Source organism: Nonomuraea sp. NPDC004702 (assembly GCF_053601695.1).
Genome location: NZ_JBSGCE010000039.1, coordinates 31745 through 53027, shown reverse-complemented (window position 1 = coordinate 53027; position 21283 = coordinate 31745). Strand labels below are relative to the sequence as shown.

At 72.8% G+C, this 21283-nt stretch carries 17 protein-coding genes, 1 other RNA gene and 3 pseudogenes; 7 read left to right on the top strand and 14 right to left on the bottom strand.

The annotated features are described in order from the left end of the window. Nucleotides 1-11: 11 nt before the first annotated feature. The 4 genes and pseudogenes from ACWEJ6_RS36495 to ACWEJ6_RS36480 all read right to left on the bottom strand — a co-directional run bounded on the left by ACWEJ6_RS36495 (nt 12) and on the right by ACWEJ6_RS36480 (nt 3806). Nucleotides 12-809 (bottom strand): SDR family NAD(P)-dependent oxidoreductase, encoded by a 798-nt coding sequence (locus ACWEJ6_RS36495; protein WP_452429731.1) that lies wholly within the window; start codon nt 807-809, stop codon nt 12-14. Continuing rightward, nucleotides 806-1776: pseudogene (locus ACWEJ6_RS36490) on the bottom strand (AurF N-oxygenase family protein). Before ACWEJ6_RS36490 ends, ACWEJ6_RS36495 begins: the two are co-directional and overlap by 4 nt. A 69-nt stretch (nt 1777-1845) precedes the next feature. Next, nucleotides 1846-2445 carry a TetR/AcrR family transcriptional regulator gene (locus ACWEJ6_RS36485; protein ID WP_387663878.1) on the bottom strand — a complete coding sequence of 200 codons (600 nt, stop codon included), beginning with the start codon at nt 2443-2445 and terminating at the stop codon, nt 1846-1848. 11 nt (nt 2446-2456) lie between these two features. After that, nucleotides 2457-3806, bottom strand: coding sequence for a HAMP domain-containing sensor histidine kinase (locus ACWEJ6_RS36480; RefSeq protein WP_452429728.1), 1350 nt, complete (start codon nt 3804-3806; stop codon nt 2457-2459). A gap of 163 nt (nt 3807-3969) precedes the next feature. Between ACWEJ6_RS36480 and ACWEJ6_RS36475 the strand changes: the two genes are divergently transcribed. From ACWEJ6_RS36475 to ACWEJ6_RS36465, 3 genes are read left to right on the top strand one after another with little or no spacing between them, the layout of a single operon-like run. Beyond that, the gene (locus tag ACWEJ6_RS36475; protein WP_397163464.1) at nt 3970-5136 is read left to right on the top strand and encodes an acyl-CoA dehydrogenase family protein; all 1167 of its coding nucleotides are present in this window, start codon (nt 3970-3972) and stop codon (nt 5134-5136) included. Continuing rightward, a complete protein-coding gene (locus ACWEJ6_RS36470) occupies nt 5133-6164 on the top strand; it encodes an acyl-CoA dehydrogenase family protein (RefSeq protein ID WP_452429725.1) in 1032 nt (343 codons plus the stop codon). Before ACWEJ6_RS36475 ends, ACWEJ6_RS36470 begins: the two co-directional genes overlap by 4 nt. After that, a complete protein-coding gene (locus ACWEJ6_RS36465) occupies nt 6165-7673 on the top strand; it encodes an AMP-binding protein (RefSeq protein ID WP_452429723.1) in 1509 nt (502 codons plus the stop codon). Here ACWEJ6_RS36465 and ACWEJ6_RS36460 read toward each other — a convergent pair. The 10 genes and pseudogenes from ACWEJ6_RS36460 to ACWEJ6_RS36415 all read right to left on the bottom strand — a co-directional run bounded on the left by ACWEJ6_RS36460 (nt 7634) and on the right by ACWEJ6_RS36415 (nt 17618). Further along, nucleotides 7634-8755: a C45 family autoproteolytic acyltransferase/hydolase gene (locus tag ACWEJ6_RS36460; RefSeq protein ID WP_452429721.1), complete on the bottom strand. Its 1122-nt coding sequence runs from the start codon at nt 8753-8755 to the stop codon at nt 7634-7636. The genes ACWEJ6_RS36465 and ACWEJ6_RS36460 overlap by 40 nt on opposite strands. Nucleotides 8756-8796: 41 nt before the next feature. Continuing rightward, nucleotides 8797-9072 (bottom strand): annotated as a pseudogene (locus tag ACWEJ6_RS36455) (helix-turn-helix transcriptional regulator); the annotation flags it as partial. Nucleotides 9073-9091: 19 nt separating this feature from the next. Beyond that, nucleotides 9092-9985 carry an NADP-dependent oxidoreductase gene (locus ACWEJ6_RS36450; protein WP_452429789.1) on the bottom strand — a complete coding sequence of 298 codons (894 nt, stop codon included), beginning with the start codon at nt 9983-9985 and terminating at the stop codon, nt 9092-9094. Nucleotides 9986-9997: 12 nt separating this feature from the next. Continuing rightward, nucleotides 9998-11020, bottom strand: a pseudogene (locus ACWEJ6_RS36445) (zinc-binding dehydrogenase); the annotation flags it as partial. Nucleotides 11021-11067: 47 nt separating this feature from the next. After that, on the bottom strand, nt 11068-12504 hold the full coding sequence (locus ACWEJ6_RS36440) for an Nramp family divalent metal transporter (RefSeq protein ID WP_452429719.1): 1437 nt from the start codon (nt 12502-12504) through the stop codon (nt 11068-11070). A 61-nt stretch (nt 12505-12565) separates the two neighbouring features. Beyond that, entirely contained in the window at nt 12566-13354 is a 789-nt protein-coding gene (locus ACWEJ6_RS36435) for a GNAT family N-acetyltransferase (protein WP_387663892.1), read from the bottom strand. Between the two features lie 76 nt (nt 13355-13430). Then, nucleotides 13431-13844 (bottom strand): SSI family serine proteinase inhibitor, encoded by a 414-nt coding sequence (locus tag ACWEJ6_RS36430; protein WP_387663894.1) that lies wholly within the window; start codon nt 13842-13844, stop codon nt 13431-13433. A gap of 148 nt (nt 13845-13992) precedes the next feature. Further along, a complete protein-coding gene (locus ACWEJ6_RS36425; protein ID WP_452429716.1) occupies nt 13993-15054 on the bottom strand; it encodes a M20 family metallopeptidase in 1062 nt (353 codons plus the stop codon). Next, nucleotides 15051-16079 (bottom strand): dipeptidase, encoded by a 1029-nt coding sequence (locus ACWEJ6_RS36420; RefSeq protein ID WP_452429714.1) that lies wholly within the window; start codon nt 16077-16079, stop codon nt 15051-15053. The genes ACWEJ6_RS36425 and ACWEJ6_RS36420 overlap by 4 nt, the downstream gene beginning before the upstream one ends. Nucleotides 16080-16151: 72 nt before the next feature. Continuing rightward, nucleotides 16152-17618, bottom strand: a complete 1467-nt coding sequence (locus ACWEJ6_RS36415; protein WP_452429712.1) for a flavin-containing monooxygenase — start codon at nt 17616-17618, stop codon at nt 16152-16154. 117 nt (nt 17619-17735) lie between these two features. Between ACWEJ6_RS36415 and ACWEJ6_RS36410 the strand changes: the two genes are divergently transcribed. The 4 genes from ACWEJ6_RS36410 (at nt 17736) to rnpB (ending at nt 21214) form a co-directional block, all read left to right on the top strand. After that, nucleotides 17736-18536: a Nif3-like dinuclear metal center hexameric protein gene (locus tag ACWEJ6_RS36410; protein ID WP_452429710.1), complete on the top strand. Its 801-nt coding sequence runs from the start codon at nt 17736-17738 to the stop codon at nt 18534-18536. A 2-nt stretch (nt 18537-18538) separates the two neighbouring features. After that, on the top strand, nt 18539-19279 hold the full coding sequence (locus ACWEJ6_RS36405; RefSeq protein WP_358284573.1) for a zinc ribbon domain-containing protein: 741 nt from the start codon (nt 18539-18541) through the stop codon (nt 19277-19279). Beyond that, nucleotides 19276-20517, top strand: coding sequence for a bifunctional RNase H/acid phosphatase (locus tag ACWEJ6_RS36400; protein WP_364328728.1), 1242 nt, complete (start codon nt 19276-19278; stop codon nt 20515-20517). Before ACWEJ6_RS36405 ends, ACWEJ6_RS36400 begins: the two co-directional genes overlap by 4 nt. Nucleotides 20518-20823: 306 nt before the next feature. Beyond that, nucleotides 20824-21214, top strand: an RNA gene (rnpB, locus tag ACWEJ6_RS36395) — RNase P RNA component class A. Nucleotides 21215-21283 lie beyond the last annotated feature (69 nt).

The following is a 21283-nucleotide window of genomic DNA, read 5'->3' as shown; positions in this document are numbered from 1 at the left end:
ACGGACGGGACTCAGCGCCGGGTGAGCCGCCGGACCGCGAAGCCCGCCACCCGCACCGCCGCCGACGGCCACAGCCGGGCGGCGCGCCAGGCGATCCGGCCCGAGGCCGGCGCCACGATCAGCGCCTTGTTCCTGGCCACCCCGCGCAGGATGTCCCCGGCCAGCGCGTCGACGGGATAGAGCCGCCCCTGCGCCCGCACCGCCGCGCTCCTGGCGTGGGCGGCGATCTCGTTCTGCGGCAGCCCCGGGTTGGCGTGGTCGAGCAGCGGCGTGTCGATGAACCCCGGGCAGACCACGCTCACCCGCACCCCGTACGCGGCCGCCTCGGCCCGCAGCGCCAGCGAGAGCCCGACCACGGCGTGCTTGCTCGTCGTGTACGGCAGCATCAGCGGCGCGGGCACCAGCCCGGCCAGCGACGCGGTGTTGACGATGTGCCCGAAGCCCTGGTCCACCATGATCGGATAGGCCGCGTGCACGCCGTGGACGACGCCGCGCAGGTTCACGTCGATCGTCCGGTTCCAGTGGTCGAGCGTCAGCTCGCGGGTGCGGCCGCCGACCGCGATGCCGGCGTTGTTGAACAGGAAGTCGAGCCGCCCGCGTTCGGCCTTCACCCGGGTGACCAGCGCGGCCACGGCCTCGGCGTCGGTGACGTCGAGCCGGGCGAACTCCAGCCCGGAGTCGGCGGCGGCCTGCTTGCCCGCCCGCTCGTCGACGTCGGCGATCACCACCGTCACGCCCCTGCGCCGCAGCTCCCGCGCCACCGCGAGGCCGATCCCGGAGGCGCCTCCGGTCACCACCGCGACCTTCACCGGCCCGGCTCCGCCCATATCCCCATGGCCTGCCAGACCTTCCTGCTGACGACGTTGACGAGCCCGATCTCGGCGCACAGCTCGCGCGTGCGGCCGACCGAGTCGCGGATCTCCCGCCGGGCGGCCGGGTTGTCACGGTAGATCTCGGCCACGACCTGCGGCGGGACGCGGAAGTGCCTGATCAGCGGGCCGGGCGGCGCGAGCATGATGCGGGCCATCACGCCGAGCACGACCGGCGAGATCACGCTCAGCAACATCCTCCGGTGGCGGGGCATGCGCGGCACGCGGTCGCGGAGGTAGTGGCGGGCGAAGGAGATGTGCCTGGCCTCCTCCGCGATGTGGATGCGCATGATCGTCTCTTCCAGCGGATGGTGGGCCCGGCCGTCCTTCAGCACCTTACGCTGCACGTGGTCGATCGGGTCCTCGCCACCTAGGACGAAGACGAAGAACAGCTCGGTGGAGATCAGCGGGATCCAGGGCGCGATCTGGGCGACCAGGGACAGCGGCCGCGGCATGCCGCGTATCGGGAGCTTCGTGCGGTTCACGAACTCCTGGAACATCATCCCGTGATGTCCCTCTTCGATGGTCTCGTGGTAGACGTACCGGAACTCGGGGGAGCCGTTCGGCAGGCGTAGTTGAGCAGGCCGCGCTTGAGCAGGTTCTCGAACTGCAGGCCGATCTTCATGGCGGTGGCGACCCGCCACAGGCCGATCCTGGCGCGGACCTCGGGGGAGCGGCTGCGGTACCACGGGTGGCCGCCCAGCTTGTCGACCTCGGGCAGCTCCCAGCGCGGGTCGGCCTGGTCCACGCGGAACTCCGGGGCGTCCCACGGGATGTCGCGGTAGGGCTCCCAGTGTCTGTCGACCGACGCCTTCGACAGGCGTTCGACGACGGCCTCGTAGGCGGTGCGGTCGGCGATCCTCTCGTCGTTCTCCCTGGCGGCGGCAGAGCTCGGTGCGGATGTCATCGCGGGTGCTCCTCTCCTCGCCCTTTTAATTGTACGAAGGATCCAATAGGCGTGGAAGAGGGGCCCGGGTCACAGGTTCTCGACGGGCAGCCCCAGCTCTCCGGCGACCGCCGTACGCAGCAGGACGGCGGCCCGGCGGCGCGAGAGCATGTGGGGATGCACGTGCGTCTGGACCGCCAGGCCGTCGATGAGCGCGAAGATCCGCCAGGCCGCCTCCTCCGGATCGCCGCAGGCGAACGCGCCGGAGCGCACGCCGTCCTCGATGATCGAGCGCAGCAGCGAACGGCTGCGCGCGTCGATCCGGCGGGAGATCTCCGCCAGCTCCGGGCTGCGCATCGCCTCGGCCCAGGCGTCGATCCACAGCCGCCACTCGTCCGAGGGGATCACCGGCGAGCAGCGCCGCAGCAGGGCGCGCAGCCGTTCGAGTGGGCCGGCGGGGGATTCCTCGATGTCGGACAGCGCGTCCAGATGCAGCCTGGCCGCGTAGCCGAACGCCTGCGCGAACAGCCTGTCCTTGGTGTCGAAGTGGTAGAAGAGCAACGCCTGGCTGACGCCCGCCGCGCGGGCGATGTCGAGGGTCCGGGTGTGACCGAATCCCTGCTCGGCGATCACTTCGCAGGCCGTCTTGAGGAGGTCTTCGCGCCTTAATCGGCTGAAAGTGGGTGTCACAGCGAGTAACTCTAACTACTGATCAACGGTATTTGTAGGACAAACCGGGCGCCGCGTTCGGAGGGCTCGATGGTGAGCGTGCCCTCGTGGGCCTCGGCGATCTCGCGGGCGATGGGCAGGCCGAGCCCGGTGCCGCCGGCGTCGCGGCGGCGGGAGTCGGCCAGGCGGATGAACCGCCGGAAGACGGCTTCGCGCTGGTCGGGGGCGATGCCGGCGCCGTCGTCGAGCACCTCGAGCACCGCCCGTCCCTCGTGTTCACCCACAGTCACAGTGATCATGGTATCGGCGTGCCTCTCGGCGTTGTCGAGCAGGTTCGCCAGCAGGCGGGACAGCCGCAGCGCGTCGCCCTCGACGACCACCCCCGAGCGCAGCCGCGTCTCCACCGTTTTGCGCTCCGGACGGCGGAGCAACTCCTCGCGCACCAGCCTGGCCAGGTCCACCGGCTCGCGGCGGCCGGGCGCGCCGGCCTCCAGCCGGGCCAGGGTCAGCAGATCGCCGACGATGTTCTGCAGGCGGTCGAGGCCCTCAAGCACGCGCCGGCCGGTCCGGGGCCAGTCGGTCTCCTCGGGGGCGAGCATCGCCTCCTCGACCTGCGTGCGCATCGCCGCGATCGGGCTGCGCAGGTCGTGGGAGGCGTCGGAGGCGAACCTGCGCTGCTGCTCCACCGCGCGTTCGAGCCGGTCGAGGGTCTCGTTCACGGTACGGGCGAGGTCGTCGAGCTCGTCCCGGTGCCGTCCCCTGGGCACCCGGCGGCCGAGGTCGGTGGCGGTGATCTCGGCCAGCTCGTCCCTGATCGCCCAGACCGGGGTCAGCGCCTTGCGCGCGGTCAGCCAGGCCACGCAGGCCGTGACGGCGGCCAGCAGCAGCACGCCGAGCGCGGTGGCCGGCGGGTACCAGGGACTGATGTACCAGGGGAGCTCGGGGGTGTAGGCGTAGATCATCCAGGGTCTGCCGCCGACGTGCGCCCGGAAGCCGACGGTGATCAGGCAGTGGACGCCGCGCAGCCGGTTCGTGCAGGACGTGGTGTCGAGCCGGGCGTCGGCGCCGGTGGCGGTGCTGGTGCTGAGCGGCGGCTGCCCGGTCAGGCGCGGGCTGGCCTGCCGGATCCGGCCGTCCGCGTCGACGACCTGGATGAGGTCGGTGCCCTCGGTGACGGCCACGGGCCGCAGGCGGCCGGGCGCGTCCCGCTCGACGACGAAGGCGATGCGGCGGGCGGCGCCGGCGGTCTGCTCGGTGAGGAAGCCGGTGGCCAGCGTGTGCACGAGCGGCGTGACGAGGAGCGCGGTGACGCCGTAACCCGCCAGCGCGCACAGCAGGGCGGCCAGCGTCAGCCGCCGTTGCACGGACCAGCGTCTGAACATGCGCACGCACCCTCCGACGACCAGATGATCACAGGAGGCGGGAGTGGTCCTAATTAGCGGAGTTTCGGCGACAAATGCAGCCGAAAGGGCCTCCAGAGCATTGCTCTATGCGTGCCGCCGCGACCTGACTAGAGTAAGTGAACACTGATGCCAAGGAGTCGATGTGGACCTTGCAGAGTATCGGCGTGCCGCCGCGGAGTGGCTGCGCGACAACGTCCCGGCCGACGATCAGTCAGGGGCCGACGCCCTCGCCCGCGCCAAGGAGTTCATGGCCAGGCTGTACGACGCCGGCTACTCCGGCATCACCTGGCCGCGGGAGTGGGGCGGCCAGGGGCTGACACAGGCCGAGGAGCGCGCCTTCGCCGCCGAGGCGCGTGACTACACCCTCCCCACGTACGTCTTCTCCATCGGGCTCGGCATGACCGGGCCGACGCTGGTGGACCGGGGGACCGACGCGCAGCGCGAGCGGTTCGTCCGGCCGCTGCTGCGCGGGGAGGAGGTCTGGTGCCAGCTGTTCTCCGAGCCGGGCGCAGGTAGCGACGTGGCCAGCCTCCAGACCCGCGCCGTACGCGACGGCGACACCTGGGTCGTCAACGGCCAGAAGGTCTGGACCTCGGTCGCCCACCACGCCGACTGGGGCCTGCTGCTGGCCCGCACCGACGTCGAGGTGCCCAAGCACCGCGGCCTGACCATGTTCGTGGTGGACATGCACCACCCCGGCGTGACGGTCCGGCCGCTCAAGGACATGTCCGGCCGGGCCAACTTCAACGAGATCTTCTTCGACAACGTGACGATCCCCGACGAGCACCGGATCGGCGAGGTCGACGACGGCTGGAGCGTGGCCGTCACCACTCTGCTGCACGAGCGGCTGTCGATCTCGGCGGGCGTCGGCATGGGCGGGCAGAAGGACAACCCGGCCACCTTCGAGGCGCTGCGCGAGACGCTCGACACCAGCGACCCGCTGGTCCGCGACCAGCTCGTCGAGCTGCACATCCGCAGCCGCGCCCTGGCCCTGTTCAACCAGCGGCTCGCCCAGGAGACCAGGGCGGGCATCTTCCCCGGCGCCCGCGGCAGCGCCGCCAAGCTGCTGCTGGCCGAGCTGACCCTGTTCCAGGCCGACCTCGCCACCCAGCTCGTCGGCCCCGAGTCCGTGGTCGGCGACCACCCGCTGTCCCGGTCGATCTCGCTGGCCCCCGGCATGGCACTGGGCGGCGGCACCAACGAGATCATGCGCAACATCGTCGGCGACCGCGTGCTCGGCCTGCCGCCGGAGCCGCGGGTGGACAAGACCGTGCCGTTCAAGGACCTGAAGGTGGGGACGCAGGGGTGAAGCTCGTACTCAGCCAGGAACAGCAGCAGCTCCGCGAGGCCGTGCGCGACTTCCTGCGCGCCGCCTCGCCGCTGCGCAAGGCCCGCGAGGGCTACGACCCCCAGGTGTACGCCCGGCTCAACGGCGAGCTCGGCCTGTCCGGCCTGGTCGTCCCCGAGGAGCACGGCGGCGCCGGGGCCGGGCTCGCCGACCTCGCGGTGGCCCTGGAGGAGACCGGCGCCGCGCTGCTGCCCGGCCCCTTCCTCGCCACCCAGTTCGCCGCGCTCGCGCTCACCCAGGCGCCGGACAAGGAGCTGCTGGGCGGCATCGCCGAGGGCCGCGTCGCCGCCACGCTCGTCCAGCCCGAGAGCGACCTCGCCTTCGACGGCGCGGCCGTCACCGGCGCCCTGCCCCGGGTGCTGTCCGGCATGGAGGCGGACGTGCTGCTCGCGCCCGCGCCCGGCGACGGCGGCGTGCTGCTGGTGGCCGTCGACCTGGCCGGCCCCGGCGTCACGCGGACCCCGCTGGAGACGCTCGACCTCACGCGCGGCCAGGCGCGGGTGACCCTGGAGCACGCCCCCGCCCGCGTGCTCGGCCGCCCGCCCGCCGGCAGCGGCATCGGCGACCGGCTGTGCATCGCGCTCGCCGCCGAGCAACTGGGCGTGCTGCGCGCCTCGCTGGACGCCATCGTCGCCTACGCCAAGATCCGCGTCGCCTTCGGCCGCTACATCGGCTCCTACCAGGGCGTCAAGCACAAGCTCGCCGACATGCACGGCAAGCTCGAACAGGCCGAGTCGATCGTCAGGTACGCCGCCTGGGCCGCCGACGAGTCGCCCGCCGAGCTGCCCGGCGCCGCCGCCCTGGCGCAGGCGTACGTGGGCCGCGCCTGCTTCGAGGTCGCCCGCGACCACCTGCTCCTGCACGGCGGCATAGGTTTCACCTGGGAGCACGACGCGCACCTGTTCTACAAGCGGGCCAAGGCCGACGAGGTGCTGCTCGGCCCGCCCCGCATCCACCGGGCCCGTCTCGCGGAACTCCTGGAGCTGTAGATGGACATCAGCGGCCTTCCCGGCTTCTACGCCATCGCCGCCGCCGACCCCGGCCGCCTGGCCGTGATCGACACCGACGGCACGCGGACCACGTACGGCGAGCTGCTCGCCAGGGTCAACCAGGTCTCCCACGGCCTGCGGGCCCGCGGGCTGGGCAAGGGCGACGTGGTCGCGGGCGTGCTGCCCAACGGCGTCGACGCCGTCGTCATGCTCATGGCGACCGGCCAGATCGGGCTCTACTACGTGCCGGTCAACTGGCACCTCACCGAGTCCGAGGTGTCCTACATCCTGGCCGACTGCGACGCCAAGGTCGTGGTCGCCGACGCCGCGCACGCCGTGCCGGGCGCCGAGATCGGCACGTCCGGGCTGGCCGAGGGGCAGCCCGCGGACGCCCCCGAGGGACGTACGGCCGGGGCGGTCATGTGGTACACCTCCGGCACCACCGGCTTCCCCAAGGGCGTGCAGCGCCCGCTGCCCGACGCCGAGCCGGAGGCCCTCGTGCCGCTGTACACGTGGTTCCTCGGCGAGGTCGTCGACCTCGCGCCGGGCGACGCCGTGCACCTGGTGACCTCGCCCATGTACCACTCGGCGCCCTGCGCGCACACCCAGTTCGCGCTGCACCTCGGGCACACGGTGGTGATCACGCCCAGGTTCGACCCGGTCGACATCCTGGAGCTGATCCAGCGCCACCACGTCTCCAACGCCATGATGGTGCCGACCATGTTTCACCGCATGCTCCAGCTCCCCGAGGACGTCCGGGCCAAGTACGACGTGTCGAGCCTGCGCCAGGTCATCCACACGGCCGCGGCCTGCCCGGTCGCCGTCAAGCAGGCGATCATGGACTGGTGGGGCCCGGTGCTGTACGAGTACTACGGCTCCACCGAGTCCACGATCGCCTTCTCCGTCAAGCCGCACGACTGGCTGGCCAGGCCCGGCACGGTGGGCCGCCCGGCGCCGACGTTCGAGGCCAAGATCTGCGACGAGAAGGGCGAGGAGCTGCCGCCGGGCGAGCCCGGCATGATCTACGTCAAGTCCTCGATGGGCTCCTTCGAGTACCGCAAGGATCCGGCCAAGACCGCCGCCAGCATGCTGGGCGAGTGGTACGCCCCCGGCGACATCGGCTACCTCGACGACGACGGGTTCCTGTTCCTGTGCGACCGGCGCACCGACCTGATCGTCTCCGGCGGGGTGAACATCTACCCCGCCGAGATCGAGGCCGCGCTGCTGGAGCACCCCGCGGTGGCCGACGTCGCGGTCATCGGCGTGCCCGACGAGGAATGGGGCCACAACGTGGTCGCGCTCGTCCAGCCCGCCGAGGGCGTCGAGCCGGGCCCCGAGCTCACCGCCGAGCTGCTCGAACACTGCGGGCCCCGGCTCGCCCGGTTCAAGCACCCGAAGGTCGTCGAGTACCGCGACCGGCTCCCGCGCACCCCCACGGGCAAGCTGTCGCGCTCGAAGGTGCGCGAGGGCTACCTGGCCGAGGCGGGGAACACCAGCTCCTCGCTGTAGTCGCGGCCGTCGCCGAGGTAGAAGCGGGTGGCGAGGGTGCGGTCGGCGGTGTCGAAGACCGTGGTCCACAGCGTGCGGAACGGCCCGGCGGCATCCTCCGCCGGCCGCACCGCGCGCAGGCTGTCCCGCAGGTCTTCGGCGGACATGGTGGCGCCCTTGCTGCGCTCGTACAGGGTGCGCAGCCGGCCGTAGGTGCCCAGGCTCGCCGGGGTGTCGGCGGGCAGGGCCATCGGGTCGGGATGGCGGTGCAGCAGGTGGTTGGTGACGCACAGCGGGCCGTCGCCGAACTCGACGGCGTGCTCGGTGCCGTCCGTGCCGCGCTCCCACACGAACGCCTGGCCGTGGGCGTCGGCGATCAGGTAGTGCAGGGGCAGGCCGAGGTCGTACTGCTTGGCCCCCAGCAGCGCCTGCCTGGCCTGGGCCGCGGTCTCGCAGGTGTCCATGAGGAACCGGGGCAGTTGCAGGCTGCCGAGCCCGACCTGCGGGACGTCCAGCCGCGGCGGGGCGGCGGTCTCGGCGTCGGCGATCAGCAGCATGACGGCCAGGCCGGCCTCGTTGATGCCGTCGATGCAGCCGTCGAGGCCGTTCATGGTGATGACGGTCGAGGCGAGCCCGTCGTCGGGCACGGTGCTGATCACGTACGGGCGGGCGGCCATGGGCAGCTCGCCGGGGCGCGCCGGCTCGCCCATGAGCTGACTGGTGGTGTGCAGGAAGAAGTCGTAGTTGCGGCCCACCCTGCCGTGCCCGTCGGCGGAGGCGGACGGCGGGCACCACAGGGCCGAGCAGGCGGCGCCCGCGGGCACGTAGTTCCAGCCGTCGAGGGCCAGTTCGTCCTGGTCGGGGTCGAGGCCGAGCGCCGCGGCGGCGCCGTCCATGCGGGCGTGGTGCTGCGGCCAGTTCCGTTCGAACCAGGACATCCTTGCTCTGATCACCGCCGGGTCGGCGGTCCTGGGCGACCAGCCGAGCCGGCGGGCCTCCTCGGTGAGCACCCGGCCGATCTCGAACTGGCTGCCGGTGACGGTGAGGTGCGTGACGAGCTGGAAGTCGTCATTACCGCCGGCCACGCAGGTCATGTTGGTCATGCCGCCGATGCTGCCGCCGCCCGCTGACCGGGCTCCTACCGTCCGCTGACCGCCGCCCGGCCGAGCGCGACCGCGACCGCCACGGCCTCCTCGTCGTCGAGCAGCAGCGGCGGCAGCGCCGCCCCCGCGCCGAGCCGGTAACCGCCGGCCACTCCGGGCGTGGCGTGCACGGAGTGGCCGAGCGTGCGCAAGCGCTCGACGTCGTTGCGGATCGTCCTGGTCGAGACCCGCAGCCGGGTGGCCAGGTCCGGGCCCGTCCGTTCGCGGTGCGCCTGGAGCAGCGAGAGCAGCTTGAGCGGGCGGGCGGAGGCTTCCAGCGTGCGCCCAGTCTGCCCGCTAACGCGGCAAGGAGGCTTCCGCGTCGAGGACGAGCTTGCCGAGGAAGTGGCCGTCCTGGCTGCGCCGGTGGGCGTCGGCCACCCGCTCCAGCGGGAACACCTCCGCGACCGGGACGCGCGGCAGCACGTCCGCCGGGAACGGCCCGCCCTTGCCCGTGGAGAACCGCACGCCGTGCTCGGCCGCGCCCGCCGGGTCGGCGATGGTGATCACCTTGGCCGGATCGCCGGTGAGCCTGACCGACAGCGCGACCTCGCCGCGTCCCGAGGCGTCCAGCACCCGGTCCACGGGGCCGGGGAGGCGCTGCTCCAGCCCGTCCCCGTAGGTGACCGGCACGACGCCGAGGTCGCGCAGGAAGGCGTGGTGGCGTTCGCTCGCGGTGCCGATCACGCGGGCGCCCCGGGCCAGCGCGAGCTGCGCGGCGGCCAGGCCGACGCCGCCCGCGACCGCGTGGACGAGCAGCGTCTCACCCGCGCGCAGGCCCAGCTCCGCCAGCGCGCGGTGGGCGGTCTCCAGCGCGACGGGCAGCGCGGCCGCCTCCGCGTACGACAGGTGCTCCGGCTTGGGACGCAGCGCGGCGGCCTCGGCCAGCGCGTACGTGGCCGCCGCCCCGGACGGGACCTGCCCGAACACCGCCTGGCCCACCTCCAGGCCGGTCACCCCGGGGCCGAGTGCGTCGACCGTCCCGGCCAGCTCGATCCCGGTGCCCTGCGGGCCGTCGGGCGGCGTGCCGCGGAAGCCGGTGCGCAATTTCCAGTCCAGGGCGTTCACCCCGGCCGCCCGGACCGCCACGCGTACCTGCCCGGCCCCGGGCCGGGGCAGCGGCACCTCCTCCAGCGCCAGCACCTCGGGGCCGCCGTGCTCGTGGTAGCGCACGGCCTGGGCGGTGACCAGCAGGACCGCCTTGCCGACCAGCTCGCGGGCCTCCAGGGCGGCGTGCGCCTCGTGGGCGCGGTCGAGCGGCACGGCCAGGCCGACGACGGTCGTCAGCTCGCCGGTGGCCGCCATGCGCAGCGCCTGCCCGGCCAGGCGGCGGAACTCCTCGGGGGCGAACTGCACCTGTTCCATGCCGACCAGCCGCACCTCCCGGCGCGCCGCCTCGGCCGGGTCCACCAGCGCGGTCGAACCGCTCGGCACCCCGTACGCGAAGAACACCCCGCCGGGCCCGAGCGACGCGAACGCCTCGGCCCCCACCCGCCCCCCGACCCCGTCGAAGACCACGTCGAACGCCCCCACCGCGCCCCCGCCGGCCATGGTCACGTCAGCTCCCGCGCCCGCTTCCGTCTCGTGGGGGCCGGTGGCGTTCAGGGCGGGGTGGTCGGTGCCCCCATCGGTCTCACGGGTGGCCAGGGCCGGATAGTCGACCGCCTCGGCCGCGCCCGCCGCCAGCGCCGCCGCCCGCTTGGCCGGGCCGTGCGCGGCGGCCGTCACTCGGGCGCCGGCGGCCCGCGCGAGCCGGACGATCGGTAGGCCCAGCGCCCCGCCGGCCCCCGTGACCAGCACCCGCGCCCCCGGCTTCAGCTCCGCCGCCGCCACCAGGCTGATCGCCGCCGGGCCCACCTGCAGCAACGCCGCCGCCAGCCACGAGCTCACCTCGTCGGGCACCGGCACGAGCGTGTCCACGCCGGTCACGACCTGCTCGGCGTACCCGCCGGACACCATGGCCGCGACCCGACGCCCCGTCCAGCCGGGATCCACCCCCTCGCCCACCGACACCACCCGTCCGGCCACCCCGGTCCCCGGCACGAACGGCGGCCGGTTCGGGAACCACTCCTGCCCCCACCCGGCGCGCAACTGGGCGTCCAGCGACATCACGTCGGCCACCGAGACGCCGACGACCACCTGCCCCGGCCCCGCGACGGGATCGTCCACCCGCCGCACCCGGAGCACCTCGGGACCACCGAACTTCGTCACCTCGACAACATCCATGCCGCCGAGTCTCCTACCTCAAGCGAACTTGAGGTCAACCCCGGCGATCAGCCGGTCAGCTTCTGCACCTGCTGGACGACCACCAGCACGGTCAGCGTCCCGAAGAACAGCACCGACCAGACCAGCGCCCCCAGCCGGTACGACCTGACCTTGATCGCCTCCGGCAGCGCCCGCCGGTTCAGCACGATCAGCAGGATCGAGTACACGAACATCATCACCGCCGCGAAGCAGGCCGAGAACACCAGCAGGATCAGCGGCTGGTCGAGCCCGAGCAGCAGGATCGCGATGCCGACCAGCGTCATCGCCCAGACGGTGACGAAGTACACCCGGTTCACCGACACGGGCCGGTCGCGCAGGTAGACCGTCTTGATCGTGTCCGAGGCCAGCCGCGAGGTGTAGTCGACGATGCCCATCGCCGAGGCGAACAGGGCCAGCGCGCCGATCAGCCAGAACAGGATCCCGAACCACGTGCCGACCACGCCCTGCAGCACCTCGCCCTCGACCTTCAGGAAGCCGATGTCGTTCCTGCCCGCCACCTCCGGCCGGCCGAAGACGGTCGAGTAGGCCAGCATCGACATCAGCCCGATCGTCAGGAACGACACCAGCGCGAACGTCGCGCCCTGCTCGGCGTTGGCGAAGCGCCACCACCGGCGCCAGCGTGCCAGGTTGTCGTCGGTCGGCGGGAACTGGAAGCCGGTCGAGGCGGTCGCCTCCTCCTCGCCGGTGACCGGGCTGACCAGGCGCGGGACGTACACGCCCATGCCGAAGCCCTTGTCGCGGATCCAGTTGCTCTGGCACAGGTTCTGGCCCCCGCCCGCGCCGGCGTAGGCGACGGCGCCCATGAGCACGGCGATCCCGAGCTCCCCGGCCGGGAAGCGGGCGCCCACGGTGAGCCCCTTGCCCAGCTCGACCCAGCTGTCGGCGTTGATCGCGAACAGGATGGCGACCACCGCCAGCGTGGCCACCAGGGCGATCTTCACGAAGATCACCCGTTCGAGGACCGTGTAGATCACCGGCGCCAGCGTCAGGCCCAGCGCGATCACGACGAGCATGCCGATCGCGATCCAGCGCACCCCGCCCGCCCCGGCCCCGGTCAGGTACGTCACCATGGTCGCGGACGTGGTCACCCACCCCGGCCACAGGTTCGAGGCCAGCGTCATCACGACGAAGACCAGCCCCCAGTGCCGCCACATCCGGCTGAACCCGGTCAGCGCTGTCTCGCCGGTGGCCAGCGTGTACCGCTCGATCTCCATGTTCAGGAACCACTGGGTGACGATGCCGACCGCCGCGCCCCAGACGAACACCAGCCCCACCTGGGAGGCGATGTAGGGCCAGAGGATGAACTCGCCCGACGCCAGCCCCACCCCTGCCCCGACCAGCCCCGGGCCGATGACGCGCCAGGTCGAGCGGGGAGGGTCGGGCAGGTCGCGGACGGCGACGGACGGCAGGACTCGCGCGGGGACGGTGGGGGTGAAGTCCGTCATGCGGATCTCCTTGGTCGGCTTCCCGTACCGTCACCTTACGCAGATCGCTTACGCCGGTGAACTATCCGGTCAGGGTCACCACGTAGTCCCCTTGGCCGGTGAGCCCGTCCACCCGCCCGCCGGACTCCATCAGGCCGCCCAGCACCTCGCGCATCGCCGTCCGCCAGGCCCTGGCCGCCGCCGGGTCGTGCACGCGCAGCCGTTCGACGTCGTGCGGCGTGCCCACCAGCACGACGTCCGCGTCGGCCGGCCGCACGACCGGGCCGGAGCCGTCCTCGGCCAGCACCCGGACGCGGCCCTCGGCCGGTTCCACCCGTGGCCCGAGCGGGCGCTCGTCCAGCGGCCACACCGCCAGCAGGCGGTCGGAGGAGTCGCCCTCGTTGATCGCGTCGGCCATGACGCCGTAGAAGTCGCGCAGGTACTCCTGCGGGCGGGCGCCCAGCTTGACCAGGTTGAAGCGGGCGTTGCGGCGGACGAGCGGATCGAAGGTCCAGGTGACGCGGTCCAGGCCCCGATCCAGGCACCACGCCCGCTGGTGCAGCTTGAGCGCGTAGCCGATGCCCCGGCCGATCGAGGCGCCCGTCACGTGGGAGTGCAGCGCGCCGTCCGCCGCCCGGAAGCCCACCGACGCGCCCACCAGCACGTCGTCCTCGTACGCGCCGGCCACGTAGTTGCCGGTGTGCGCGAACCCGGCCATCAACTCGACGCTGATCGGCGCGTTGCCCGGATCGGGCCGCCAGATCTCGTCGAAGAGCCGGAAGACCTGCGCGAACTCGCCCATCTCGTGCAACTCGCGGATGGTCACACCACTCTTGGCCGCCGCCTCGGCGGCCTCCTCCCGGCTCGTCATGCCCCCCACTATGCCCGCCGGACGGCGGCATGCCCGCCCGCGCTCGGCGGACGGGCATGTCAGGGACTGCCGGGGATCACTTCACCAGCGGCCCGAGCGTGCGTTCCATCAGGCAGTCGTTCTCGAACTTCCTGTCGTAGGACGTCGTGCGGCCGTACCAGTGGCCTCTGACGCGCACGGAGACGGGGGAGTAGTTGCGCGGGCACGCGCCCGGGTCGACGTTGAGGTCCTTGACCACGCCGTCGACCTCGTGCAGCTCGGCGCAGGCCGTGCGCGGGCGCGGGTGGGTGCCGCCGTCGGGGTCGCAGGTGAGCCGCATCGCGTACGCGCCGCCGCCGTTGCTGGGCGTGACGGTGATGTACAGCAGCACGCCCGGCTCGTCGGCGGCGGCGGCACCGGCCGGGCTCGCCCCGAACGGGACGACGAGCGCGGCGGACGCGCACAGGGCTAGGGCGGCCGTCCTGCGAGCGGCGGTCAGCACGGATTTCATGGAACCTCCCTGGTCAACGTGCGCCCCGAGAGTGGCGGCGCACGTCAAATGACTACAGGCAGTCACCATATCGATACCACTGGTGAAGGAGTGACAGAATGCTGTCCCCGCCGCTCACACCCGCCCCCGCCGACCCGCCCCGGTTGTTTCAGCGCACGGCCTCGATCAGGGCGCGGAGGAGGGCTGCGCGGCGCGGCATCTCGGCCACCACCACGTGCTCGTGGTCGGCGTGCGCGCCGCCGCCCACCGCGCCCAGCCCGTCGAGCGTCGGGCAGCCGGCCCCCGCGGTGAAGTTCCCGTCGGAGGCGCCGCCCACCGCGGCGGCGGTCAGCGGGCCGACGTCCAGTCCTCCGGCCAGGTCCTGGGCCAGGGCGTAGAGCGAGGCCGACATCGCGGCTTCGAGCGGCGGCCGGTTGGGGCCCCCTTCGACCTCCAGCCGCGTGCCGGGCACCACGGGCGCCAGCGCCCGCATCGCGGCGTCCACCCGCAGCTGCTCGGCCACCGTGCTCGCCCGCACGTCGACCCCCACCGTCGCCTCGGCCGGGACGGTGTTGAGCGTCGTCCCGCCGCGCAGCACGGTCGGGGTGACCGTCGTGTCACCGGCTCCGAGGGCGGCGATGGCCAGGATCTGGTGCGCCAGCTCGACGCCCGCGTTCGCGCCCTTCTCCGGCTCCAGCCCGGCGTGGGCCGCCTTGCCGCGCACCCGCAGCGTGTACATCGACGTGCCCTTGCGGGACGTCTTCAGCGCGCCGCCGTCCGCGCTGGCCTCCATGACGAACGCGGCGGCCAGCCCCCGCGCGGTGTCCGTGATCAGCGGCGCGGACGTGATCGAGCCCAGCTCCTCGTCACCGGTGATCAACAGCGTGACGCCGTCGAGCGAGCCGAGCCCGGCGAGCGCGTGGAACGTCTGCACCAGCCCGGCCTTCATGTCGAACACGCCCGGCCCGCGCGCCACGCCGTCGACGACCGACCAGGGGTGGGTCGCCAGCGTGCCGATCGGCCAGACGGTGTCGTGGTGGCCGAGCAGCAGCACCCTGGGCGTGCCGAACGACCAGCGCAGATGGGTGACGCCGTCGATCACCAGGAACTCCGGCCGGGCCCCCAGATGGCGGGCCCCCATCGCGGCCACGACCTCGGCGCTGCGGGCCACGGCCGCGAGGTCACGCGAGAACGACTCGCACAGGACCAGCTCCTCCAGATCCTCGATCATGCCAGCCGCTCCCCGAGGAACCGGTGGACGTTCCCTCCGATGATCTTGGCGACGTCCTTCTCCGGCAGGCCGCGGGCGAGCAGCCCCTCGGTCACCATGGGCAGCCCGACGGGACCCTCCAGGCCGGGGATCGACGCCCTGGAGTCGAGGTCGTCGGGCTCCAGGCCCTCGCAGCACGGGGGCGTCAGGTCGTCCATGACCTCGCGGATGAAGTCGGGGCCGAGGCCGACGTGGTCGATCCCGGCCACCTGCGCGACGTGCTCGATGTGGTCGAGCAGGCGGTCGAGCGTCATGTCCTCCTTACGCTCGGCCAGGAAGGGGGCGAAGAAGTTCACGCAGACCACGCCGCCCGTGGCGGCGACCGCGCGGAGCTGGTCGTCGGTGAGGTTGCGGTGGTGGTCGCGCAGCGCGCGGGCCGCGGAGTGGGTGGCCATGACCGGCTTGGTCGCCAGCTCCAGCACGTGGGCCACGCCCGACGCGCCGAGGTGCGAGACGTCGAACACCATGCCCAGCCGCTCCATCTCGCTCAGGGCGGCCACGCCGCGGCTGGTCAGGCCGCTGCCGGTGGCGTCCTCGGCGCTGCCGTCGGCCAGCGGCGTACGCCCGAAGTGGGCGATCGAGGCCACCCGCACGCCCAGCCGGTGGACGGTCGAGATCAGCTCGACGCTCTCGTCGAGCCCCGGCATGCTCTCCAGCGCGAGCACCAGGGCGATCTTGCCCTCGGCCAGCGCCGCGTCGATCGCCGAGCCGTCGAGGCAGAGCCGTACGGCGTCGGGGTTGCCCTCCGCGATCACGTGGGCGCACTCGATCATGCGCAGCGTCTGCCGCAGCGCGCCCTCGGGCCGGTACTGGTCGTCGATGAAGACCGGCAGGATCTGCAGGTCGACCCCGCCCTCGACGAGCTGCGGCAGCCACCGCCGGCGGAAGAAGGAGGCCCACTGCTGGGGCGGCCGGGCGGCGACCGCCATGAGGAGATCATTGTGGGTGTCGGCCACGACGGCACGCCGGTGCAGGGGAAGCGTCATGCGAAGGACGTTACCGCGCGCCCCCGACCTGCTCCAATGCGCCTCAAGTCCGATTTTTTGCCCATATCTTGTTCACCGCACCGAAGACGGGATCTCCTCGGCCCTCCGGTACGCCCCGCGCGGCGGCCGGGCGGTGAGCCGCCGGTAGAGCGTCGTCGGGCCGGGCCAGTTGTTGGTGACCCGTCCCTCGGCCGTCTTGTACCAGCTCCGGCACCCCTCGCCCCACACCATGCGGTCCATCGCCGCGTCGAGCTGCCTGGTCCAGGCGGCCATCGCCTCGGGACGCACCTCGATCGGCCCCTGCTCGGCCACCCGCGCCAGGCACGCCATGACGTGCCGCACCTGGCACTCGATCATGTAGATGATCGAGTTGTGCCCGAGGTTCGTGTTCGGGCCGTAGAGCAGGAACATGCTGGGGAAGCCGGGCACCGAGATGCCGAGGTAGGCGTGCGCGCCGTCGCGCCACTGCTCGGCCAGCGACCGCCCGCCGAGCCCGGTGACCTCCATCGGGGCCAGGAACTCGGTGCTCAGGAAGCCGGTGGCGTACACGATCGTGTCGGCCTCGCGCAGCCCCTCGGCGGTCTCCACGCCCTTCGGCCCGATCCGGACGATCGGATCGGTGACGACGTCGACGTCCGGCCTGGTCAGCGCCGGGTAGAAGGCGCTGTCGATGACGACGCGCTTGCAACCGGGCGGATAGCCAGGCGTCAGCTTCGCCCGCAGGACGGGATCGGGGACCTGGACGCGCAGGTGGGCCAGGGCGCGCTTCCGCAGCAGGCCGGAGCTCCAGCCCTCGGCCAGGGCCGGGTAGAGGGTGGCCTCGGCGTACCGGTAGATCCACTCGCGGTAGGCCCGCTGGAGGCCCGGGACGTAGTGGAAGGCCAGCCGGGCGAGCGGGCCGAAGGTGGCGTCGGGCTTGGGGATCACCCAGTTGGGCGTGCGCTGGAAGACGTCGAGGTGCGCGGCCCGCTCGGCGACGGCCGGGACGAGCTGGGCCGCCGACGAGCCGCTGCCGATCACGGCGACGCGGCGGCCGGTGAGGTCGTGGTCGTGGTTCCAGCGGGCCGAGTGGAAGGAGACGCCCTCGAAGTCGGACATGCCGGGGATCTCGGGCAGGTGGGGGCGGTTGAGCTGGCCCACGCTCATGACGACCACGTCGAACGCCTCGGTGCGCTCGCCGCCGTCGTGGGTGCTGGTGACCTGCCAGCGGCGGCCGTCGAAGGCCGCTCGCCGTACTTCCGCGCCGAAGCGGATTTTTCGCCTGACGTCGTATTTATCGGCGCAATGCTCTAGATAGGCGAGGATTTCGGGTTGGGCTGGGTAGCGGCGGGTCCAGCTCGCGTACTTCTCGAACGAGTACGAGTACAGGTGCGAGGGGATGTCGCAGCCCGCGCCCGGATAGCTGTTGTCCCGCCACGTGCCGCCGAGGTCGGCGGCCTTCTCGAAGACCGTGAAGGAGCCGATCCCGGCGCGCCGCAGCCGGATCGCCATGCACAGGCCGCCGAAGCCCGCTCCGATGATCGCGACGCTGGGTGCCATGCCGTCCTCCGCGAAGTCAGGATCCACTTACAGTACGCCGAACCGCGTTCTGGCGACACCCTCCGCCACGCCCCGCGCGACCCTTCCGCGGGCCGGTAGTCTGCGCAGGTGGCTGCTGTGACGCTGACTGAGGTGATCGAGGTGCTCGAGGCGGCCTACCCGCCCGCCCGGGCCGAGTCGTGGGACGCGGTGGGGCTGGTCTGCGGCGACCCCGCCCGGCGGGTGCACAAGGTGCTGTTCGCCGTCGATCCGGTCGCGGTCGTGGGCGAGGAGGCCCTCGACTGGGGCGCCGACCTGATCGTCACCCATCACCCGCTCTACCTGCGCGGCACCACCAGCGTGGCCGCCACCACGCCCAAGGGCCGCCTGATCCACCGTCTGATCAAGCACGAGGTCGCCCTCTACACCGCCCACACCAACGCCGACACCGCCAATCCCGGCGTCTCCGACGCCCTGGCCAGGGCCGTGGGCCTGACCGGCGACCTCGTACCGCTCCAGCCCTTCCCCGACGACCCCTGGCGCGGCCTGGGCCGCATCGGCGAGCTGCCCGAGCCCACGACGCTGGGGGAGTTCGCCGCGCAGGCCGCCAAGGGGCTGCCGCGCACCGCCGGCGGCCTGCGCGTGGCGGGCGACCTGGCCCGGCCGGTCTCGCGCGTCGCGGTCAGCGGCGGCGCGGGCGACTCGCTGCTCGGCGCGGCCAGGTCCGCGGACGTCGACGTGTTCCTCACGGCCGACCTACGGCACCATCCGGCCGGTGAGTTCGTCGAGTCCGGTGGCCCCGCCCTGATCGACGCCGCCCACTGGGCCACCGAGTGGCCCTGGCTCGACAGCGCGGCGTCCATCCTGCGCTCCAGTGGCGTTACCGTTGAAACGCGCGTCTCCGCCACGGTCACCGATGCTTGGACAAGAGGATATTGATCATGAAAGCAGCCCCTGAGGCCCAGAAGCGACTGCTCGACCTGGCAGAGCTCGACTCCGTGATCGACCGGCTGGCGCACCGCCGGCGCACCCTGCCCGAGCTGGCCGAGATCGACGAGCAGTCCAAGCGCCTGGCCCGGCTCGTCACCCAGGTCATCGAGGCCGAGACCGAGGCCGGCGACCTCGCGCGCGAGCAGACCAAGGCGGAGAACGACGTCGACGCCGTGCGCACCCGCGCCGACCGCGACCAGAAGCGCCTCGACTCCGGCGCCGTGACCTCGCCCCGCGACCTGGCGAGCCTGCAGTCCGAGATCGCCTCGCTGCAGAAGCGCCAGGGCGACCTGGAGGAGGTCGTGCTGGAGATCATGGAGCGCAGGGAGGCGGCCGACAGCAAGGTCACCGACCTGGTCGCCCAGCGCGACGAGGTGGCCGCCACCCGCGCCGCCGCCGAGGACCGCCGTGACGCCGCGCTGGCCGAGATCGACAAGGAGGCGGGCGAGGTCCGGGGCCGCCGCGCCGCCGTCGCCGGCGAGATCCCCGCCGACCTGCTCAAGCTCTACGACAAGCTCAAGGAGCAGTACGTCGTGGGCGCCGCCATGCTGCACGGCGGTCGTTGCCAGGGCTGCAAGGTGGCCCTGTCCATCGCCGAGATGAACTCCATCAAGGCCGCCCCCCACGACGAGGTGCTGCGCTGCGAGGAGTGCCGGCGGATCCTGGTCCGCACCCCGGAGTCCGGCCTGTGACGTCCTACGTCATCGAGGCCGACGGCGGCTCGCGCGGCAACCCGGGCCCCGCCGGCTACGGCGCGGTCGTCCGGGACGCCGCCGACGGCCAGGTGCTGGCCGAGGCCGCCGAGGCGATCGGCGTCGCGACCAACAACGTGGCCGAGTACCGCGGGCTGATCGCCGGGCTGACCGCCGTGCTGGGGGTGGGCGGCGAGGGCGCCGAGGTGGCCGTGCGGATGGACTCCAAGCTGGTCATCGAGCAGATGGCCGGCCGCTGGAAGATCAAGAACGAGGGGCTGCGTCCGCTCGCCCTTGAGGCCGGCGCGCTGGCCAGGCGGCTGCGGGTGGTCGAGTGGACCTGGATCCCGCGCGAGCACAACAAACACGCCGACCGGCTGGCCAACGAGGCCATGGACGCCGCCGCCAAGGGCCTGACCTGGAAGGCGGGCGGCACCCACGACACCGGCGCGCCGGGGGCCGTCCCCGCTGCCGCCGTGCCCGCGGCCCGCACACCGGCGCCGGTCGTCGAGCAGACCGACCTCCTCGACGCGGGCGCCATCGCCGAGCTGTCGGCCCCCACGGCCTCCGTGGCCGCCGCCCAGCAGCGCTCCAAGGGCACCGGCTGGGCCCCGCCCACCCGCGTGGCCACCTCGTTGCTGCTGCTCAGGCACGGCGAGACGCCGCTGTCGGTCGAACGCAGGTTCTCCGGCCTCGGCGACGCCGAGCTCACCGCCAACGGGCTGGCCCAGGCGGCGGCGGCTGCCGACCGGTTGTCGCGGGAGCCGTACCGGCCGGACGTCATCGTCTCCTCGCCGCTCAAGCGGGCCAGGCAGACGGCCGAGGCCGTGGCCCAGCGCACCGGGCTCGACGTCGAGATCGACGAAGACCTCAGGGAAGCCGACTTCGGCGCCTGGGAGGGGCACACGTTCACCGAGGTCCAGCGTGAGTGGCCCGCCGAGCTGGCCGCCTGGCTGGCCGGCCCCGACGCCGCGCCGCCCGGGGGCGAGAGCTTCGCCACGGCGGCCCGCCGCGTCCAGGCGGCGGGGGAGCGGCTGGTGGAGCGCTACGAGGGCAAGACCGTGCTCGTCGTCTCCCACGTGACACCGATCAAGATGTTGCTGCGCGACGCCCTCACGGCGCCTCTGGGCGCGCTCTACCGGATGCACCTCGACCTGGCCTGCCTGTCGCTGATCGAGTACTACGCCGACGGCCCCGCCGTGGTGAAGTCCTTCAACGACACCGCCCACCTCCGTTGAGCACGCCCGGCGACACGACCCGTTCGCGTTGACCGCAGCGGTGGCGAAGCCGTGCTTCGAGCAGCCTGCGGGCGTTGAGCGCGGCCGCGGCCGGTGGCGAGACCCGTTCGCGTTGAGCGCGGCGGTGGCGAAGCCGTGCCTCGACCAGCCTGCGGGCGTTGAGCGCGGCCGCGCCGGGAGCCGCCAGAACATCCCGGCGCGGCCGCTGCTGCCTCCGCCCCCCTCAGGCGGTGACATGCCCATCCCACCCAATCGATCTTGCGACTCGGTTGGGAACGGCTTGAGGTTTGATAACCTCCCTGAAGACGAGTCGGCCGGGCGGCCGCGTCGGGCCTTCGGGCCCGCCGAGGAAGGTCCGGGCTCCACAGGGCAGGGTGGTCGGTAACGCCGACCCGGGGTGACCCGCGGGACAGTGCCACAGAAAGCAGACCGCCTCCCGCCTCGGTGGGAGGTGAGGGTGAAAGGGTGGTGTAAGAGACCACCAGCGCCCACGGTGACGTGGGCGGCTAGGTAAACCCCACCCGGAGCAAGGTCAAGAAGGGACGCTCTCCGGAGCGTTCCGCGCGCGACGTTCGAGGGCTGCCCGCCCGAGCCGCGCGGGTAGACCGCTTGAGGCCGCCGGCAACGGCGGCCCTAGATGGATGGTCGCCCCTTCGTTCGCGAAGGACAGAACCCGGCCTACAGGCCGGCTCGTCTCTCACCTCCCAGTTCCTGGGCCTCGCGGCCGTGCACGATCAGGGCGTACAGCACCAGCACGTCCACCGCG